The organism is Azonexus sp., assembly GCF_030824335.1.
Classification (GTDB): Bacteria; Pseudomonadota; Gammaproteobacteria; order Burkholderiales; family Rhodocyclaceae; genus Azonexus.
The window spans coordinates 1-17,626 of the sequence record NZ_JAVBXX010000027.1 but is presented as its reverse complement, the minus strand read 5'-3'; the positions used below and the strand labels follow the sequence as shown (position 1 = coordinate 17,626).

Sequence of the window (17,626 nt, the reverse complement as noted above, 5' to 3'; positions counted from 1 at the left end):
TTCAGCGTGAAGTAGCGGAGGATGCCTTCTTCCATGTTGTCCCAGCCGGTCGTGTGCGAACCGACGAAAGACGGGGTATGGGCGTAAGGAACCGGGTATTCCTGGGGAATGTTGCCGGCTTTCTTTGTGTTGTTGATGAACGCGTTCAAGTCGTCACCAATAACTTCCGCCATACAGGTGGTGGAGACCGCAATCATGTCCGGCTTGTAAATCGCCTTGGCGTTTTCCAGACCGTCGATCATGTTCTTCTGGCCGCCGAACACCGCTGCATCTTCCGTCATCGAGTCGGACACGCAGGAGCACGGTTCCTTGAAGTGACGGTTGAAGTAGGAGCGGAAGTAGGCGACACAGCCTTGCGAACCATGCACATACGGCAGGGTCTTGTGGAAGCCGGTGGCGCAGAGGACGGCGCCGAGCGGCTGGCAGGCCTTGGCCGGATCGACGGTCAGGGCTTCGCGCTTGAAGTTGAGATCCTGGTATTCCTGGGTGGTCGACCACATGAAAGTTTCGAACACCTTGTCCGGGGCGTGACCTTCTTCGAACTGCTGGCGCTTTTCAGCCAGGTTCTTCTTGTAGTCGTCGTCGCGGAACAGCGGGTAACAGGGCTTGATGTTGTCTGCGGTTTGCATTTGCGATCTCCTTGCCGGCCCCGCTCATCTGCGGTGACCGGCACAAGGTTTAAGGATTTGCTTAGGCGGCCTTCTTGACTTCTTCGGCTGCAACCTGCTTCCACGGCGGGGTCAGGTTCTTGAACGTCGGGTTCGACAGGGCGATGTCCATGTCACGGGCGAAGATCGCGAAACCGTCGTAACCGTGGTACGGGCCCGAGTAATCCCAGGAGTGCATCTGACGCAGCGGAATGCCCATCTTCTGGAAGATGTACTTTTCCTTGATGCCGGAGCCGACCATGTCGGGCTTCAGGCGCTTGACGAACTCTTCCAGCTCGAAACCGGTGACGTCGTCGTAAAGCAGGGTGGCATCACCCATTTCTTTGATCGTGCGGTCATAGTCATCGTTGTGGGCGAATTCGTAGCCGGTGCCGATCACTTCCATGCCGAGATCTTCGTAGGCGCCGATCACGTGACGCGGACGCAGACCACCGACGTAGAGCATGACCTTCTTGCCCTGCAACCGTGGCTTGTACTTGGCAATGATGGCATCCATCATCGGCTGGTAGCGGGCGATCACGGCTTCGGTCTTTTCCTTGACGGAGTCGTCGAAGAATTCAGCGATGCGACGCAGCGATTCGATGATCTTGGTCGGGCCGAAGAAGTTGTATTCCATGTAAGGAATACCGTACTTTTCTTCCATGTGGCGCGAGATGTAGTTCATCGAACGGTAGCAGTGCAGCAGGTTCAGCTTGACCTTCGGCGTGTTCATCATTTCAGCCAGGGTGCCGTCGCCGGACCACTGAGCCACGACACGCAGGCCCATCTCTTCCAACAGGATACGCGTTGCCCAGGCATCGCCACCGATGTTGTAGTCGCCGATGATGGCCACGTCGTACGGGGTGCCTTCGAAAGGCTGACCGTCGCGCTTGTCGAGGACCCAGTCACGGATCGCGTCGTTGGCGATGTGGTGGCCCAGGGACTGGGAAACACCGCGGAAGCCTTCGCAACGCACTGGAATGATCGGTTTGCCGATGACTGCTGCACCCTTCTTGGAGACCGACTCGATGTCGTCACCGATCAGGCCAATCGGGCACTCGGACTGGACGGAGATGCCGTTGTGCAGCGGGAACAGTTGTTCGACTTCTTCGATCAGTTTGGCCAGCTTCTTGTCACCGCCGAAAACGATGTCTTTTTCCTGGAAGTCGGAAGTGAAGTTCATCGTGCCGAAGGTGTCGATACCGGTGGTGCCGACGTAGTAGTTACGGCGACCGGCGCGGGAATATTGACCGCAGCCGACCGGGCCGTGCGAGATGTGGATCATGTCCTTGATCGGACCCCAGACCACGCCCTTGGAACCGGCGTAGGCGCAACCACGGATGGTCATGACGCCCGGCAGGGACTTGCGGTTGGATGTGATGCACTTCTTGGATTGTTCAACGGAAACGTCATTGGCGGCCAGATGCTTGGCGCGGTCCTTCTTGGCTTTTTCCGGGTAAACCTCGAGCACCTCGGCAATGAGGGCTTCGGTTTCTTCGCGAGACAGAGTCGTCATGTTTTCCTCCTGACGTCGCCACCAATCTGTGGCCGACGTACTGGTTGAAGTTGGTGACCGCCAAAACGGTCACCGGTCTTGCGATACTTAGGCAGCAGCAGCTTCGGCGGCCAGTTCGGCGGCGGTCTTGCCGACGATGGTTTCGTCTTCGGCTTCCATGATGCCGAATTCCATCAACAGTTCTTCCAGCTCTTCCATCTCGATCGGGGTCGGGATGACGAAGTTGGTGTTGTTGTTGATCTTGTTGGCCAGCGAACGGTATTCATCAGATTGCTTGTGCGTCGGGTCATATTCAACGCAGGTCATGCGGCGGATTTCAGCGTGCTGCACAACGTTGTGACGCGGCACGAAGTGGATCATCGTGGTGCCGAGGCGAGCAGCCAGGGCCATGATCAATTCGTCTTCGCGGTCGGTATTGCGGGAGTTGCAGATCAGGCCGGCCAGACGGACGGAACCCGAGTTGGCATACTTCACGATACCCTTGGCGATGTTGTTGGCAGCGTACATGGCCATCATTTCGCCGGAGCAAACGATGTAGATTTCCTGGGCCTTGTTTTCGCGGATCGGCATGGCGAAGCCACCGCAGACCACGTCACCGAGCACGTCGTAGAAGACGAAATCGAGGTCTTCGTCGTAGGCGCCTTCTTCTTCAAGGAAGTTGATGGCGGTGATAACGCCGCGGCCGGCACAGCCGACGCCTGGCTCCGGACCACCGGATTCAACGCACTTGATGCCGCCGAAACCGACGGAAAGGACGTCTTCCAGTTCCAGGTCTTCCACGGAGCCGGCTTCAGCTGCCAGGTGCATCACGGTGGTTTGAGCCTTGCTGTGCAGGATCAGGCGGGTGGAGTCAGCCTTCGGGTCGCAGCCGACGATCATGACCTTCTTGCCGGATTCGGCCAGAGCCGCAACCAGATTCTGGGTGGTGGTCGATTTGCCGATCCCGCCCTTGCCGTAAATGGCGCATTGACGCAGTTTTGCCATGGTGTAATCTCCTTAGTCTGTCAGTCGATTTGAAAGGAATTAGTGAGTGTCGCGACTGACTATCTGCATGTAGCGTGCCAGGTTGACTGACAGACGTTAATTGATTGATTTATCAATGAAAAATGAAAAAGCGCCGAATGTTGACAAAGCGCAGCTTTCCGACAAAAGCCCTACGTCGTGTCTGGGTAACGACAATGCGTCGAGCGCCAGCGAGACAAAACCCTATTCAGGTGACGCCAGTCTCCTAACTGACCCATTGCGAGGCAGCCCCGGGGTTTTGACTGGGGCAACTCACAAGGCAACACTGCCGCGCGAAGCGCGTCTGCCGATCAATCGTTGCAATCTGCCGGCGGTCATCCTGGGCGGCCTGAGTTTTCAGCGTCATCCCTCGCCCCTTGTGCTCGATGGTGTGGCTGAACTGCACAGTGATTTGTTCCGGCGTCTGGCACTGGCCAGTACGGCCGAAAGAGCCACGGTTTTTCAGGATTACATGACGGTTCGCTTCCGCCTCGAGTGGCCGGAAGAGGCGGGATTCACCATTGGCTCCGGCTGCCGCAAGGCACGCACCAAAGCCAATTACGTCAAAGCCATTCGTGGCTGGAGCTTCGATTCGGACAGCCGGGAAGGCGCCGTGCTGAAAGGCTGGGTCGAGTCACGCTTCGGCCTGACCCCGCGCTATCACCGTGAACCCTTGCGCGACCCGTCGGCTGATGCCTATGTCCGTTATCTGGAAATGCGTTCGCAGGGACTGTACGGAACCAACGCGCTGGAGGCTCAGCTCGATCTGGTGTACAGCTATTGCCAGTACGAACTGGCTTGCCGGCATCCCGGCGCCCGGCATGTGACGCTCTATCGCGGGGTCAACCGGCTTTCCGAGTATGAAATCCTGGCGCGCGGCGAGGGGCGGCAGCATATCTTGCTACTCAACAACCTGAATTCCTTTACCTGCAGCCGCGAGCGTGCCTGTGAGTTTGGCGACAGCATTCTTGCGGTCGACATGCCCTTGAGCAAGATTTTCTTCTACTGCGGTTTGCTGCCCGGCGTGCTGCGAGGCGAGGACGAGTTTCTCGGCATCGGTGGCGTGGCCGATGTCAGTTTGTCTACGCTCTGAATTCATGAAGCAGCTAGAAGTCGTGGCGTAGGGCGATTGCCGCAAACGCATTGTCGTAGCGGGAATTTCCCGAGTTTCTTGCCTCGAGGGCTAGACGCAGCATCCAGGCGGGCATCAGTTTTGCCCGGTAAAGCAGGGTATTAACCCGGATGTCGCTCCCCGCCAGTATCGTTTCATCTACATTGATGCGTGCATGACCGAACAGCAGGCTGTGACCGCTCAAGCCCATTGCCGATAAATCCAGTAACAGCGTGGCTTTGCTCAAACCGCTACGGGCAATGGCCGAGACGCCGGTGTTTTCTGCATAAAGGTAAGGCATGCTGACAAATTCCGGATAGCCACCCCAGTTGCTGTAAGCCGTCACCGTTTGCGCGTTACCGGAAAACCGGTTGTGGGCCAGGGCCAGACTGACGCCGCTCGGCTTGTCGGCCAGCGTTGCTTTGACGCCTTGCAGGCGGTAACTCGCATTGAGTCCGTGTCCCTGCAGGTAGCGCTCGAAACGGCCAACGGCTGTTACCTGGTAGGTCTGCGCTTCCAGTTGCAGCGACAGCCTGTCGTCAAGCACCTGTCGGTAGCTGCCGTCCAGATACACCGTGCGCAGCGTATCGTTGCCCTGGTAGTGCCAGAGTTGCAGCCGGAAATCCTTTTCGTATTTGATCCCGGCGAACCAGACACCCTTTTTTCCCGCCACCGAGGACAGGTCGAGTATGTCGCCCTGGCGGGCATCGATCCGGCCATCTGCGCTCACCATCAGCGAGGTATAGGCTTGCTGCGACATGCTGCGGAATTCGGAAAAACTCGTCAGGCTGTCCAGACCGGACATCTTGCTGACATAGGCCAGCGTGATCTTTGTATTGGGCAGGCTGGTGTTGCGCAGGGTATAGGCTTCAAACAGATTGGGGATGATCCGGTAGTCGCCACTGGCCATCAGCGGCGAGTCCATTTCCTGCCGGCCGAGCGTCAGTTGCGTTTGCTGGCCGCGATAGCCAATTTGTGCCTCGCCGAGTAGCGAATACGGTCGTTTTTCCAGGTTGAACATGTAGGCGTCGGTCTCGCGCGGATTATGGCTACGCAAGCCCAGGTCGCTGGTGGCATACCAGGCGCCTTTCAGCGAAAACCCCGAATACTCCCCAGTAGCGATACCGAGCTTGCCGCCGAAACCAGGCGTGTTCTGGTTGGGGCGCCCGCCTTTCTTGTCGTCCGTGACAAACATGGCCTTGGCAAAACCGTAGACTGTGGGGGCATGCACGAGCGGAGGATTGTCTTTCGCACTGGCGCACGACAGCAGATTCAACAGCAAGGCCAAGAGGGCGAGGGCTTGCCGGATAAAACTCATGCTGCGGCTGGCGGCGTGCCTGAAGGCAGCGGCAGGTTAACGACAAAAGTGCTTCCTTGGCCGGGCGTGCTGGTCACCGAGATTTGCCCGCCGTGTAATGCCACGATACGCGCCACCAGCGACAAGCCTAGCCCGGCGCCCGGCGTATTTTCCACCGCACGACCGCGTCGGAAGCGCTGGAAAATCAGTGGCAGCTCATCGGCCGGAATGCCGGCTCCCTGATCGCTGACCTCCAGGATGCATGCCTGGTCTCGCCGAGACACGCGCAGACGGATCAGGGTGCCGGGGGGGGAATATTTGCTGGCGTTGGACAAGAGATTGCCCAGCAGAATGCGCAACAAGGTCTGGTCGCCTTGCAGGGGCGGCATGTCGGGGGCCAGATCCAGTTCGAAGATATGTCGTTCAGCCAGTAACTCGGCACTTTCGACCGCCCAGGTAGCCACTTCGGCAATATCCAGTTCGCTCTGTTGCAAGGCAAAGTTTTTGCTGTTCAGTCGATCCTGCGTCAGGCTGTTGTCAAAAAATCCGGCAAGCCGCGCCACGCCGCGCCGAATGCGCGCCACGACCGGGTGCGACTCGTGCTCCTCCTGCATTTTCAGGGCGAGCAACTGTGCCGTACTGTCGATCACCGCCAACGGGGAGCGAATTTCGTGTGACAGCATCGAAATGAACTGACGCTGTTCGGCTTCCGTTTCCTGCACTTCCGTCAAGGCGTTCTGCAAGGCTGCGTTGATCTTGCGCAGGCGCCAGAACCAGAACAGGCTGGTCAGCAAGATACTGACGATTAGCGCGGTCAACCATTTGACCAGCGTGTAATCGATATCCGTCACCATCTTGATTTCCACATGCCGGTCGACGATTCGTTGCCGTTCTTCGGTGCTGATGGTAGCGATTCCCTTGTTCAGGATGTCGCGCAACATGGGTTCCGATTTCAGGACGCCGATGCGCAACTGATTTTCGTAGCCGGGGACTTGTCCGTTGATCTTGAGATTGAACCAGCCATGGTGCTTGATGACGGAAGCCGCGATGATCCGGGAGCGCAGGGTCATGTCGGCCTGCCGGTTGGACACCATGCCGATGGCCTCATCCTCGCTCACCGTGCCGATGACTTCCAGATACGGAAAATCCTTGCTGATCCGTTCATGGATCGCCGTTCCCCGCGGCAAGGCAATGCGTTTCCCACGCAAGCTGCCCAGGTCGCTAATGAAAGGATGTTCCTCGCGGGTGATCAGCACATTCGGGTCGATTAGCAGCGGTTCGGTAAAGATCAGCCATTTCTCTCGTTCCGGGGTGCGATTGACGAAACTGAGCAACTCGCAGTCGCCAGATTTCGAAGCATTCAGTTGCGCGTCCCAGGTGCGGGCCGGATTCAGCCTGACCCGCAGGCCGAGTTGCTCGCGAATCAGTGCATGAAAATCCGCAGCGATGCCAACATGCTGGCCCGCTGCATCAATGACTTCAAACGGCCACCAATCCGGATCGACGCACAGCCTCGGTTGGTGCGATGCCACATAAGCCTGTTCGTCATCGTCCAGCAACGCCGCCTGCACCTGCGGGATGAAACACAGGGCCAGCCAGAGCAGGCAATGGACGAAACGGCATTTCGCTTGCACGATGCAATGTCTGGCAAACATGGGCAACCATCGGAAGTTTGTCTAACGGGCGATTATCGCCTGACAGCGCAGCCACTGCCGGCAAAAACCGAGCAAATGCAATGTTCTGCAATAAATGGCAATGATTGGGCATCGCTTTCGATGGCAGAATCGCTCGCCATGACCATCGCGCCCCGGATTGCCATCGTTGAGGACGACCACGACCTGTTGCTCAGCACGCAGGAGTTTCTTGCGGCAGCAGGTTATCCGGTGTGGGGGACAGAAACTGCTGAAGCCTTTTATCGCCGTTTCGTGGTCGACCCGGTAGATGTGGTCATTCTCGATATCGGCCTGCCCGGTGAGGATGGCCTGAGCGTAGCCCAGCTATTGCAGGCAAATCCGGCGATTGCCGTCATCATCCTCAGCGCGCGCGATGCCGTTGAAGACCGGCTCGCCGGTCTGCGCGCCGGGGCCGACAGGTATCTGGTCAAACCGGTCAATCTGCTGGAACTGGCGGCCAATATCGATGCTGTCGGCAAGCGCTTGAATCTGACAAAGGCCAGGCCGCAGCTCGAACTGCCGCAGCAGACTCAGCGAGCCGACGACAATAAGGCGGCTACTGGCGATGTGTCGGCGTACTGGTCGCTTTCCGTTCAGGACTGGTATCTCAAGTCCCCGGAGGGCGGCACGCTCAAGCTGACCGCCCGGGAATTTGCCGTATTGCACCATTTGATCCGCGTGCAAGGGCAAGCTGTACCCAAGCGGGAACTGGCCGACGAAATTTTCGGCGCACGCATCCTCAACAGCGGCGAACGCCTCAACGTGCTGATTGCCCGCCTGCGCAAGAAAGGTCAGGAGACCCTGGGTCAGGAACTCCCCATCAAAACCGTGCATCAACTCGGTTACGCCTTTACGGCACCCGGTGCGCTTGGCCTGTAACAAGTCAATCTGCGCCTGACCAGAGCGCGGCTGGGGGCGCACGCGGCACGCTGACAACGCCTTTCCGGAAAAAATCCTTGGTGCAAGCAAATGCAACAAGTTGACATGTTGTGCAACGGCATTCGCCTCAAAAATCGGAATTACCAAAATCCGTCCATCCGATTGTCGAGGAAGCATCGCCATGAACCAAAACACGTCCCGCACACATTCCCTGATCCTGATCGATAGCCAACTGCCTGACCTCGCGACGCTGCAAGCCGGCTTGCCGGGTGATGCAGAAGTCCACCTGCTTTCCCCGCTGCAGGATGGCCTGACGCAACTGAGCGAAATTCTCGACGGCCGCAGCGACATCGCCAGCCTGCACTTGATCACCCACGGCGCACCGGGCCAGCTTTTTATCGGTAATTCTTCGGTCGACCGCGAAATTCTGCGTAATTCCCGTGCCGAGATGGAAGCGATCAGCAACGCCATGGCCGAAGACGGCGAACTGCTGATCTACGGCTGCGAAGTGGCTGCCGGTCGGGAAGGGCGGTTGTTTGTGGATGCCTTGATGGCGATGACCGGGCTGAAGGTGGCGGCGGCAACGCATAAGGTGGGGGCGGCGGAACTGGGCGGCGATTGGGATTTGAATGTCGGCATGCCAGTAACCCGGACGCTGCAGGTGGTAGGTTGGGGCCATGTGTTGGCAGATGGCGCAGCACCTGTCTATTTCAGCGCGACAGTCGAAACTGGAAAGATACAACTGACTTTTGATGAGGCCTTGGCAAGTGCATTGCCAGCGGTGGGGGCGTTTACCGTTAAGGTCAACGGCGTTACACGTACGGTGACTGACGTTACGTTAAATACAGACACCCAAAAAATCGACCTAACCATCGACGGTGCTGCACTTGATCCTGACGATTACGTCACTATCGACTACACAGCCCCGGCCCCAGCACCGGAAGACACCAATGCCGCCATTCAGGACGTAACAGGCAACGACGCCGCCAGCATTGCCGAAACCCATGTTATTAATCGAGTTGTGGTTGTAAGCACGGCACAAACCAGTACGCGTTACAGCACCGATTCAAACCCGGTCGCTGCGGAGAACTCGACAATTCTGGTGACGTCGAGTGGTTCTCTGATTGTCGCTACAGATAGCAATGCAAATACAGCCGACGCCATTCAAGCGGAACAGCTGAACCTTGGTATCCAGGTGGGTGCGTCGGTTGAGGCAGTTGATTACGCTGTAGAAATTGACAATAAAGACCTGGGTGGTAGCGGGTCCGCGCTTGCGAACAAGGTTATCAACTATGGAACATTAAGTGCGGGCAGTGATACTGGGGCTGCACTCAAGACCTTGAATGGAAAAACCACGCTGGTTAATGCCGGCGCCATCACGGGGAACGTGATTCTTTCTGCGGATGCCGACGATGTCGTGAGTGTCTTGAGAACTGGCTCTGTTGCTGGTTATTTCGATGCTGGTGCTGGTACGGGTGACGATGATGTTCTGGAACTCCATTCCTCAGATACAAGCCTGTCAGACAACGAAGTGAATAGTACATCTGTCGGCTCAGTTACTGCTGAAGCTTGGGTATTTGACTTGAGTACAGTCGGTGCCAGCGGCAAATACCGCAACTTTGAGCAACTGTGGACCTACGATACCGACGTCACCCTGATCGGTGCCGGCAATGTCGGCGTCACCATGGACATTTCCTCCGGCGGCACACTCAAGGTCGGGGACACCCTTGTTAGCGGCACGGTCACTGCTGGCGTCGGCAGCTTGCAAACGAAGGATTTAACGCTGGAGTACTCGGGAACGGAGGATAGCGAGCTGGTGTTTGATCTGAATGGCGGATCGACAGCCGGCACGCACTACGACCAGATCAGCGTTACAGGTGCACTCACCGCCGGTGGTGCCTTGACTTTGCGCTTGGGTAGTGGTTTTACCGCCAACCTGAACGACAAATTTACCTTAATTGCGAACGATAGCACCGATACGGTGACCGGGACTTTTACAGGTTTGGCTGAGGGGGCGGAGATTACATCGGGAGCCTATAAGTTCACGATCAGTTACGCTGGTGGAATAGATACTAATGATGTCGAATTGACGGTATCAGCAGTTCCTGCTGCCCTCAGCAGCACCGCCGACTCTCTCACCATCAACGAAGACACCGTCACAACCTTCACTGCCAACGATTTTGGAACTCTCACCGGTACGCTTCACACAGTAAAAATCACCACCTTGGCAACCGCCGGCAGCCTGCAATACAAAACAGGTGACACCACCTGGGGATCGGTGTCGACCAACCAGACCTTTACCAAGGCACAGATCGATGCCGGTGAACTGCGCTTTACGCCCGCTGAGCACAAGAACGGCAACACATACGCCACCATCGGTTTTCAGGTCAGCGGCGATGGCAGCACCTTCAGCACGGCCTACGATCTGACTGTCAATATCACCCCGGTACAGGATGCTCCCGCGATCAATCCGCTGGCGCTGCATGCGATTTTCCGGGCGACCACCAGCCTGGGCATGGAACCCTACATCACGGATGGGACGACGGCCGGAACCGTGTTGCTCAAGGATTTGCCGGGCGGGAGTAATGGTGGTTTGTCGGATGATAATTACTATAAGCCGCCTTACTTTGCTTCGCTCGGTAGCAAAGTGGTGTTTGGCGGGAACGACCCGGCTTTCAGTTATCAAAGAGGTTTATACGTCACTGACGGTACGGCCAACGGCACGATTGTCTTGACGGCAGCCACGGGGGAACGGATCGAGCATCCGACAGAGATGATCCGGCTTGGTGACAAGATCATTTTCCAGGCTAGCTCAACGCTAGGTGGTCGCGAACTTTGGGTGACCGACGGCGCCAGTGCCGGCACCACGCGCATCAAGGACATCAATCCTTCGGGGAATGCGTTCGAGATCAGCTCGTCCAGCCCCGCCAACCCGTTCGCCGTGATTGGCAACAAGGCCTATTTCACCGCAAACGACGGAACCAATGGCGCCGAGTTGTGGGTGACTGATGGCACCGAGGCCGGGACGCAGATGGTCAAGGATGTGTACACCGGCGCCACGGATTCCAGCATCCGTTTCTTGAAGGCGGTGGGCGATAAGGTTTATTTTGCCGCCAAGTCGGCCGCGTCCGGCGCCTATTGGGAGCCTTGGGTGAGCGACGGCACTGCAAATGGCACCATTCAGTTGAAAGCGGGTTCGGCATCGTTTAGTGTTTCTGACAATTCAGGGTTATCCCCTCAGTTTGTTCCCGTAGGGGACAAGGTGTTGTTCCTAGCCTTCCAAGCAGGCTCTGGCAACGAGTTGTGGGTTACTGATGGCACGACAGTTGGAACACAGCTACTCAAAGAGATCTATTCAGGCTCTATTGGCAGCACCCCGGACATTTATTCGCTCGGCACCAAAGGGCTGATTTTTGCCGATGGCGGTAGCGGTAGAGCCCTTTGGGTGACGGATGGCACAGCCAACGGAACGACGCAATTGTTGGCCTCAACAACGGTGAGTCCATGGTCAACGGGTGAGTTGGGCAAGTTCGCCATCGTAGTTAATGGCAAACTTTACTTCCAAGCAAGTAATGCGGCAGCTGGGCGTGAGCTTTGGGTGTCTGATGGCACGGTTGAAGGCACGAAGCTGATCAAGGACATCATGCCCGGTACAGAGGGCAGTTTCCCCAGTGTATTTACGGCGTTTGGGGATGGAATCATTTTCGCTGCTTCTGGTGCGGGCTACACCGGGGATCAAGAACCTTGGTTCTCTGATGGGACCGAGGCAGGCACTTACCGTATTGCAGATGTCAGACCGGGTCCTGGAAGCCCCAGCCATTTACTTGCCGACTCTTATCCCAGCTTTTTCACCACCTTCTACAAAGCCGTCGCTGAAGCCCGTGGCAACAACCTGACAGCCATTGCCGAGGATGTGGTGGATGGCAGCAATGCTGGCAACACGGCGGCTTCGCTGGTGCAGGACTACCTGATTACCGACCCCGACCTGACCACGGCGCCGAAGGCGATTGCCGTCTCGGCAGTAGATAGCACCAATGGCACCTGGCAATACAAGGTCGGCGGGGGAAGCTGGACGGCTTTTGATTTCACGACCAACAGTGGCAAGGTCTTGTTGCTGGATAGCACGGATGGCCTGCGTTTTGTGCCGAATGAAAACTACAACGGCACGGTGACCAGCGGCATCACCTTCCATGCCTGGGACAAGACGTCAGGGAATGCCGGCGATTACCTGACGGTGAGCGGCAATACCGGCACCGACAAGACACTGTCGACGCTCACCGCCAAGTCGGGCATTACCGTAACGCCGACCAATGACGCACCGACTGGCGTGCCGACCTTCACCGGTTCGCTGGTGGTCGGCAAGACACTGACTGCCAGTAGCACGAACGTGGCCGATGTCGATGGCCTGGGGAGCTTCAGCTATCAGTGGCAAGTTTCTGATAACGGACAAAATAGCTGGAGTGACATCCCAAGTGCCACGCAAAGCACCTACACCATCGGTGCCAGCTATGGCGGCAAGGATATTCGCGTCAAGGTCAGCTATACCGATCAGGGTGGCACCAGTGAAGCGGTGTACAGCGCGTTGAGCACCATCGGTACCCCGCCGACTTTTACGGCTTTTGCGGCTGCGGTGGATAGCGGTAACGAAGATGAAGAAATTGAACTGACCTACAACGAACTGTTGGCACACGGCAATGAGAGTGGCACGACCACGAAGTTTGTTGTCAAGGCAGTCAGCAGCGGAACATTGAAGATCGGTGCGGATGCAGCCACCGCCACCGCCTGGCATGCGACCAACAATTCGGTCATCGACAGTACCAAGAATGCCTACTGGACGCCGGCAGGCAACGCCAACGGTAATGGTGTCAGCGCCTTTACGGTGGTCGCTGCGGATGCTGATGATGGAGAATCCGCAACGCCTGTGGCCGTGACGGTGAATCTGACAGCGGTGAATGACGATCCGGCAATCAGCAGTTCGCCAGTCACGAGTGTGACGCAAGGAGCTGTGTATTCGTATACCTTGGGCGCTACTGATGCCGACGGCGATGTCCTGACCTGGGCGGTCAAACAAGGTGAAACTTTGCCAAGCTGGTTGAAGGTCGAGAAAGCGCCGCAGACGGAACCGACCATGATTTCAATCACCAACATGAGCTACGGCGAATATGCGGAGGTTGCCGAAAGCGCGAGCCATATTTTCGTCGTTGACTCAGGGGCTCATCGGATTCTCAAAATCTCCAAGGCGGACAATTCGACATCATATATCTCGACTGGAGCCTCGACATTTCCGCTAGGTCTTGCGTATGACAATGATGGCAGTCTTTACTACAGCCAAGTGATGGGAACTACAGGTATTTACAAAATCGGCGTCAATGGCGGCGCATCTACGCTGATTAAAGCGGGTAGTGAAGTTCTACATAATTTGGCCTATAACAATGGCTATCTGTATTACCAGGGCAATACATCGGGTTCGATTGTGAAACTGCTAGCCGATGGTACTGGCACCCCAGAAGTGATTCAGGCGGTGCCGACACCAAGCTCTGGTTTCGGGAATGAACAGACAGAGGTTTATTCGTCGGGTCAATACCTCTATTTTGGTGTGAGTTCCGATGGCACCGCCCGTAACAACATCATGCGCTACGACACCACCAATAGTGTCAAAACGATGTTGTTGAATAATGCGTCGGCTGATTTTGTACGCGATATCGCGGTTGATCAGGCCGGCAATGTTTACTTCACCATCGGCAGCACCCTTCCAAGTGTTTTAAATAAGGTAAATAGCGATGGTACTTATGCTGCAACTAGCATCAGCGCTATGAGCGGCTTCAATTTCGACACAAGTGGCACTCTCTGGACGGTTCCTTATGGTTTCAGGGTGAATAAATATCAGGGGGTGGATCAGCTGACGGGCACCCCCGGCGCGAGCGATATTGGCGTGCATGAAGTCAAGATTCAGGTTAGTGATGGTAATGGCGGAGTGACCACCCAAACCTTTACCATCAATGTTGCACCCGGCGCACCGGCCTCCCCCGATCTGGATGCCGCCTCCGATCTTGGTTCATCCAGCACGGACAATATCACCAGCGACACGACGCCGACTTTTACGGGGACGGCTGCTGCCAATGCTACGGTCACGCTTTATGACACAAACGGCACGACCGAACTTGGAACAGCGACAGCGGACCAGAGCGGCAACTGGAGCATCACCAGTTCAACCCTGAGCGCCGGCGCACACGCGATCCAGGCCAAGCAGACGGTTGGCGGCGTGGTATCGGCTATTTCGACCGGCCTGTCCGTGACCATCGACACCGCAGCGCCCAGCAATACGGTTAGCGGCATTGCCTTGTCGGCAGATACCGGATCTTCAACCAGCGATTTCAACAGCACTACCGCTGCACAGACCATCACCGCTACCTTGAGCGGCGCTCTGGGCGCAGGCGAAGAGGTCTATGGCTCGCTCGACGATGGCGCAACCTGGACCAACATCACCGACAAGGTCAGTGGTACGGCGCTGAGCTGGGACGACATAACTTTGTCTGGCAGCAGCACCATCAAGCTGGAGGTTCGTGATACGGCGGGGAATGCCGGGACTACGCTCAGTCAGGCCTATGTGCTGGATACCACCGCGCCGACGGTAACAAACGCCAACGCGGCTTACGGCACCCACAACAACACCCTGAAACTCATCGGCACCAACTTCGATACGCTGCTGTCTGCTTCAGAAGACGCGACGACTGACATCAAGGTCCGTCTCGACTGGAGTAAATTGAGTTGGGACATCAACGGCGACGATGGCACGACGGCGGATGTGAGCTTTGCCCTGTCGGACATCAGTTCCGCCAAGGTGACCAATGGCACGACCTTGGCGATCGTGCTGGCCGATGCGAAAGCGACGTCGCTGGAAAGTATGTCAGGTTTTGGTGCGGTCGGTGAGGCCGATACGCTGGACGTCACCGCCGGCTTCGCCCGCGATGCCGCCGGCAATGCCGCAAGCACCGATGCCGCTGCCAACTTGGCCCTGGGGATCACGACTAGCAATGTCACGCTGAATGTTGGCAACCCGTTTACTGCTGATACGACAGATTCAACGCCTGTAACAATCATCGCGCCGGATGGCGTCAATATCACCAATGCCAGCAATTCAACGGTGAGTGGCTTGCCCAAGAACGTCAAGATGCCCTTGGGGCAGTTTGGCTTCACGCTGGAAGGCGTTGAAGTTGGTGGTACCGCCACCCTGAGCATGACCGCCGATAAGGACTTCAAGCAATTCACCTACTTCAAGAAGAGCGTTCTTACGGGTAAATGGGTGAACATCACCGAAGGCGTGACGATTAACAACGATGGCACGGCCACAGTGAAGTTCTCGCTTAAGGACGGTGGCGAATTTGATGCCGACCGCACGGTCAACGGCGTAATCGTTGATCCGGGTGGCGTGGGCGCCAATGCCTTGTTGCCGATGCTTCTGGAAAACACGGCCGAAGTCGGCAATGTGTCGTTGCTCAACGAAAACGCGGCAACCGGTACGCTGAGCTACGCCATTACAGGTGGGGTGGATCAAGATAAATTCACGATCAACTCATCCACCGGCTTGCTGAGTTTCTCGCAGGCACCGGATTACGAACATCCATTAGATGCTGGCGATACCGCTGGCAACAACACTTACGCTGTACAAGTGACCGTCACCGGTAGCACCAGCGGCACCGAAGTGCAAAACCTGATCGTCACGGTGTTGAACGTCGCCGAAGATGGTGACAACGCGAACACCGCCCCGGTCATCATTGGCCTGCGCGCTGAGGCTCAGGAAATTACCGCTGGCACAGCGGCGGCGCTAGACGACATTCGTGTTGCTGACACGAACAATAACCCGATGACAGTCACCCTGACAGCAACGAATGGGACGATTGGCGGGCTGACCGATGCTGACCCGAATACACCGGGAATCCAGTTGAGCGGCACGGCCGCACAGATCAACACGGCATTGGCGAATGCCACCTTCACCGCCTCCGCTGCCGGGGCGGCTGGCGTTTCGCTGAGCGTTGTTGATTCCAGTGTTAGCACAGGAACACCGATTACAACGACAGCGTTTTACTCGATGACTGCAGCCGCTGCACCGAGTTCGGGCGGTGGTGGTTCAACACCGGCACCAGGCCCAACACCAGCACCCGCGCCAGGTACGGTAACGACGGTTGACGGTGCCACGGTAACGACCAGCACAACGACCACGACCGATGGTCGGGTGCTGGAGGTGGTGACGGTGACGCCTGTTTCTGACAACCGTCAGGAATCCACCGGCGATGCCGGCCGGGCCGACATTGCCTTGTATTACAGCGACTCGGCGCAGGGTGTGCCGGCCACCACCGCCAGCCTGCCGACGGGGGTAGGCTTGACTTCCACCGGCGCCCGCACCCCAGCTGATAACACCGAGGCGCTGGCCAACCTGATCACGCTGGTGAATCAGACGGCGGGCACGACAGAAAACAACCGCCCGGACATGGTTTCCGGCGGCGAGTCCTTCCTGGCGCGCCTGGAGCAGCAAGCCGACAAGGGACCATTGATCGTCAATTCGATCAAGCTCACCGCGGCACCGGGGCAGACGAGCGCGCCGGACAAGCCGATCACCATCACCGGTTCGACCGGCCGGGTGGCGCAAGGTAGTGGTAACGGTAACGGCGGCGCGCCGGTCGAAGCCATCGTGATCGACACGCGCGATTTGCCGCCGGGCACGGTGCTGGAATTGAAGGACATCGAGTTTGCCGTGATCATCGGTGACAACGTGACCATTCGCGGTGGCGAAGGGGCAAATATCGTCTTCGCCGGTAGTGGACCGCAGAATATCGTCTTGGGTGCCGATGATGACGAACTGTCTGGCGGCGATGGCAACGACGTGATCGGTTCGCGTGAAGGCAACGACCTGATCAACGGCGATGCCGGCAACGACTGGCTGGTGGGTGGCGTCGGTAATGACACGCTGAACGGTGGTGAAGGCAATGACCTGCTGCACGGCGGGGCGAGCGATGCGGGAACCTACCGTTTCTCGCTGAACGAAGCCGGCAAGGTGCGCCTTGATTGGACAGCAACGCACGCCGACATGGCAGTGGTGGCCAATGGCGTGATTGACGGTCAGTGGTGGAACGGCAATGGTCAGCTATCGCTGAGCGATGCCCGTTTCGCCTTCGTTGGTGCCGATGGTGGTTTGCTGCAGGATGTGGCAGCGCTGTATCAGGCAGTGATCAAGCAATTGCCGAGTGTTGCTGACTTGAATACCTGGGCGGCTGCCGGCAAGAGCAGCAGCCAGCTGGCGCAACTTGCCTTTGAAGCCTACCAATCCCAACAAGGCCCGGGCGCGCAAGCGCTGGAAGTTCAGGTCGCCCAACTGATCCAGCATGTCTGGGGCGGCACCGCCGATCCTGCACTGGTGCAGGCCGGTGTCACACATCTGAATCAGGGCGGCAGTTGGGGCGAAGCGCTGTTGTACCTGGCGCGCCACACCAACAACACGCAAGC

The 17,626-nt window shown here is 57.4% G+C and carries 8 protein-coding genes; 3 read left to right on the top strand and 5 right to left on the bottom strand.

The window, feature by feature from the left end:
- The 3 genes from RCI20_RS14465 to nifH form a co-directional block, all read right to left on the bottom strand.
- Nucleotides 1–629, bottom strand: a 629-nt coding sequence (locus tag RCI20_RS14465) for a DUF3364 domain-containing protein (protein ID WP_306606662.1), incomplete at its 3' end; no start/stop codon positions are given.
- 61 nt (nt 630–690) lie between these two features.
- Nucleotides 691–2,163 carry a nitrogenase molybdenum-iron protein alpha chain gene (gene nifD / locus RCI20_RS14460; protein ID WP_306606660.1) on the bottom strand — a complete coding sequence of 491 codons (1,473 nt, stop codon included), beginning with the start codon at nt 2,161–2,163 and terminating at the stop codon, nt 691–693.
- A gap of 87 nt (nt 2,164–2,250) precedes the next feature.
- On the bottom strand, nt 2,251–3,147 hold the full coding sequence (nifH, locus tag RCI20_RS14455) for a nitrogenase iron protein (protein ID WP_306606658.1): 897 nt from the start codon (nt 3,145–3,147) through the stop codon (nt 2,251–2,253).
- Between the two features lie 277 nt (nt 3,148–3,424).
- On the opposite strand from nifH, the gene RCI20_RS14450 reads away from it, so the two are divergent.
- Nucleotides 3,425–4,258, top strand: a complete 834-nt coding sequence (locus tag RCI20_RS14450) for an NAD(+)--dinitrogen-reductase ADP-D-ribosyltransferase (RefSeq protein WP_306606656.1) — start codon at nt 3,425–3,427, stop codon at nt 4,256–4,258.
- Between the two features lie 13 nt (nt 4,259–4,271).
- On the opposite strand, the gene RCI20_RS14445 is transcribed toward RCI20_RS14450, so the two are convergent.
- Together RCI20_RS14445 and RCI20_RS14440 are read right to left on the bottom strand one after the other, a co-directional pair.
- The gene (locus RCI20_RS14445; RefSeq protein ID WP_306606654.1) at nt 4,272–5,594 is read right to left on the bottom strand and encodes an OprD family outer membrane porin; all 1,323 of its coding nucleotides are present in this window, start codon (nt 5,592–5,594) and stop codon (nt 4,272–4,274) included.
- On the bottom strand, nt 5,591–7,228 hold the full coding sequence (locus RCI20_RS14440) for an ATP-binding protein (protein WP_306606652.1): 1,638 nt from the start codon (nt 7,226–7,228) through the stop codon (nt 5,591–5,593). The genes RCI20_RS14445 and RCI20_RS14440 overlap by 4 nt, the downstream gene beginning before the upstream one ends.
- A gap of 138 nt (nt 7,229–7,366) precedes the next feature.
- Between RCI20_RS14440 and RCI20_RS14435 the strand changes: the two genes are divergently transcribed.
- Nucleotides 7,367–8,125 carry a response regulator transcription factor gene (locus RCI20_RS14435; RefSeq protein ID WP_306606649.1) on the top strand — a complete coding sequence of 253 codons (759 nt, stop codon included), beginning with the start codon at nt 7,367–7,369 and terminating at the stop codon, nt 8,123–8,125.
- A gap of 181 nt (nt 8,126–8,306) precedes the next feature.
- A partial coding sequence (locus RCI20_RS14430) for an ELWxxDGT repeat protein (protein ID WP_306606647.1) occupies nt 8,307–17,626 on the top strand: 9,320 nt, incomplete at its 3' end.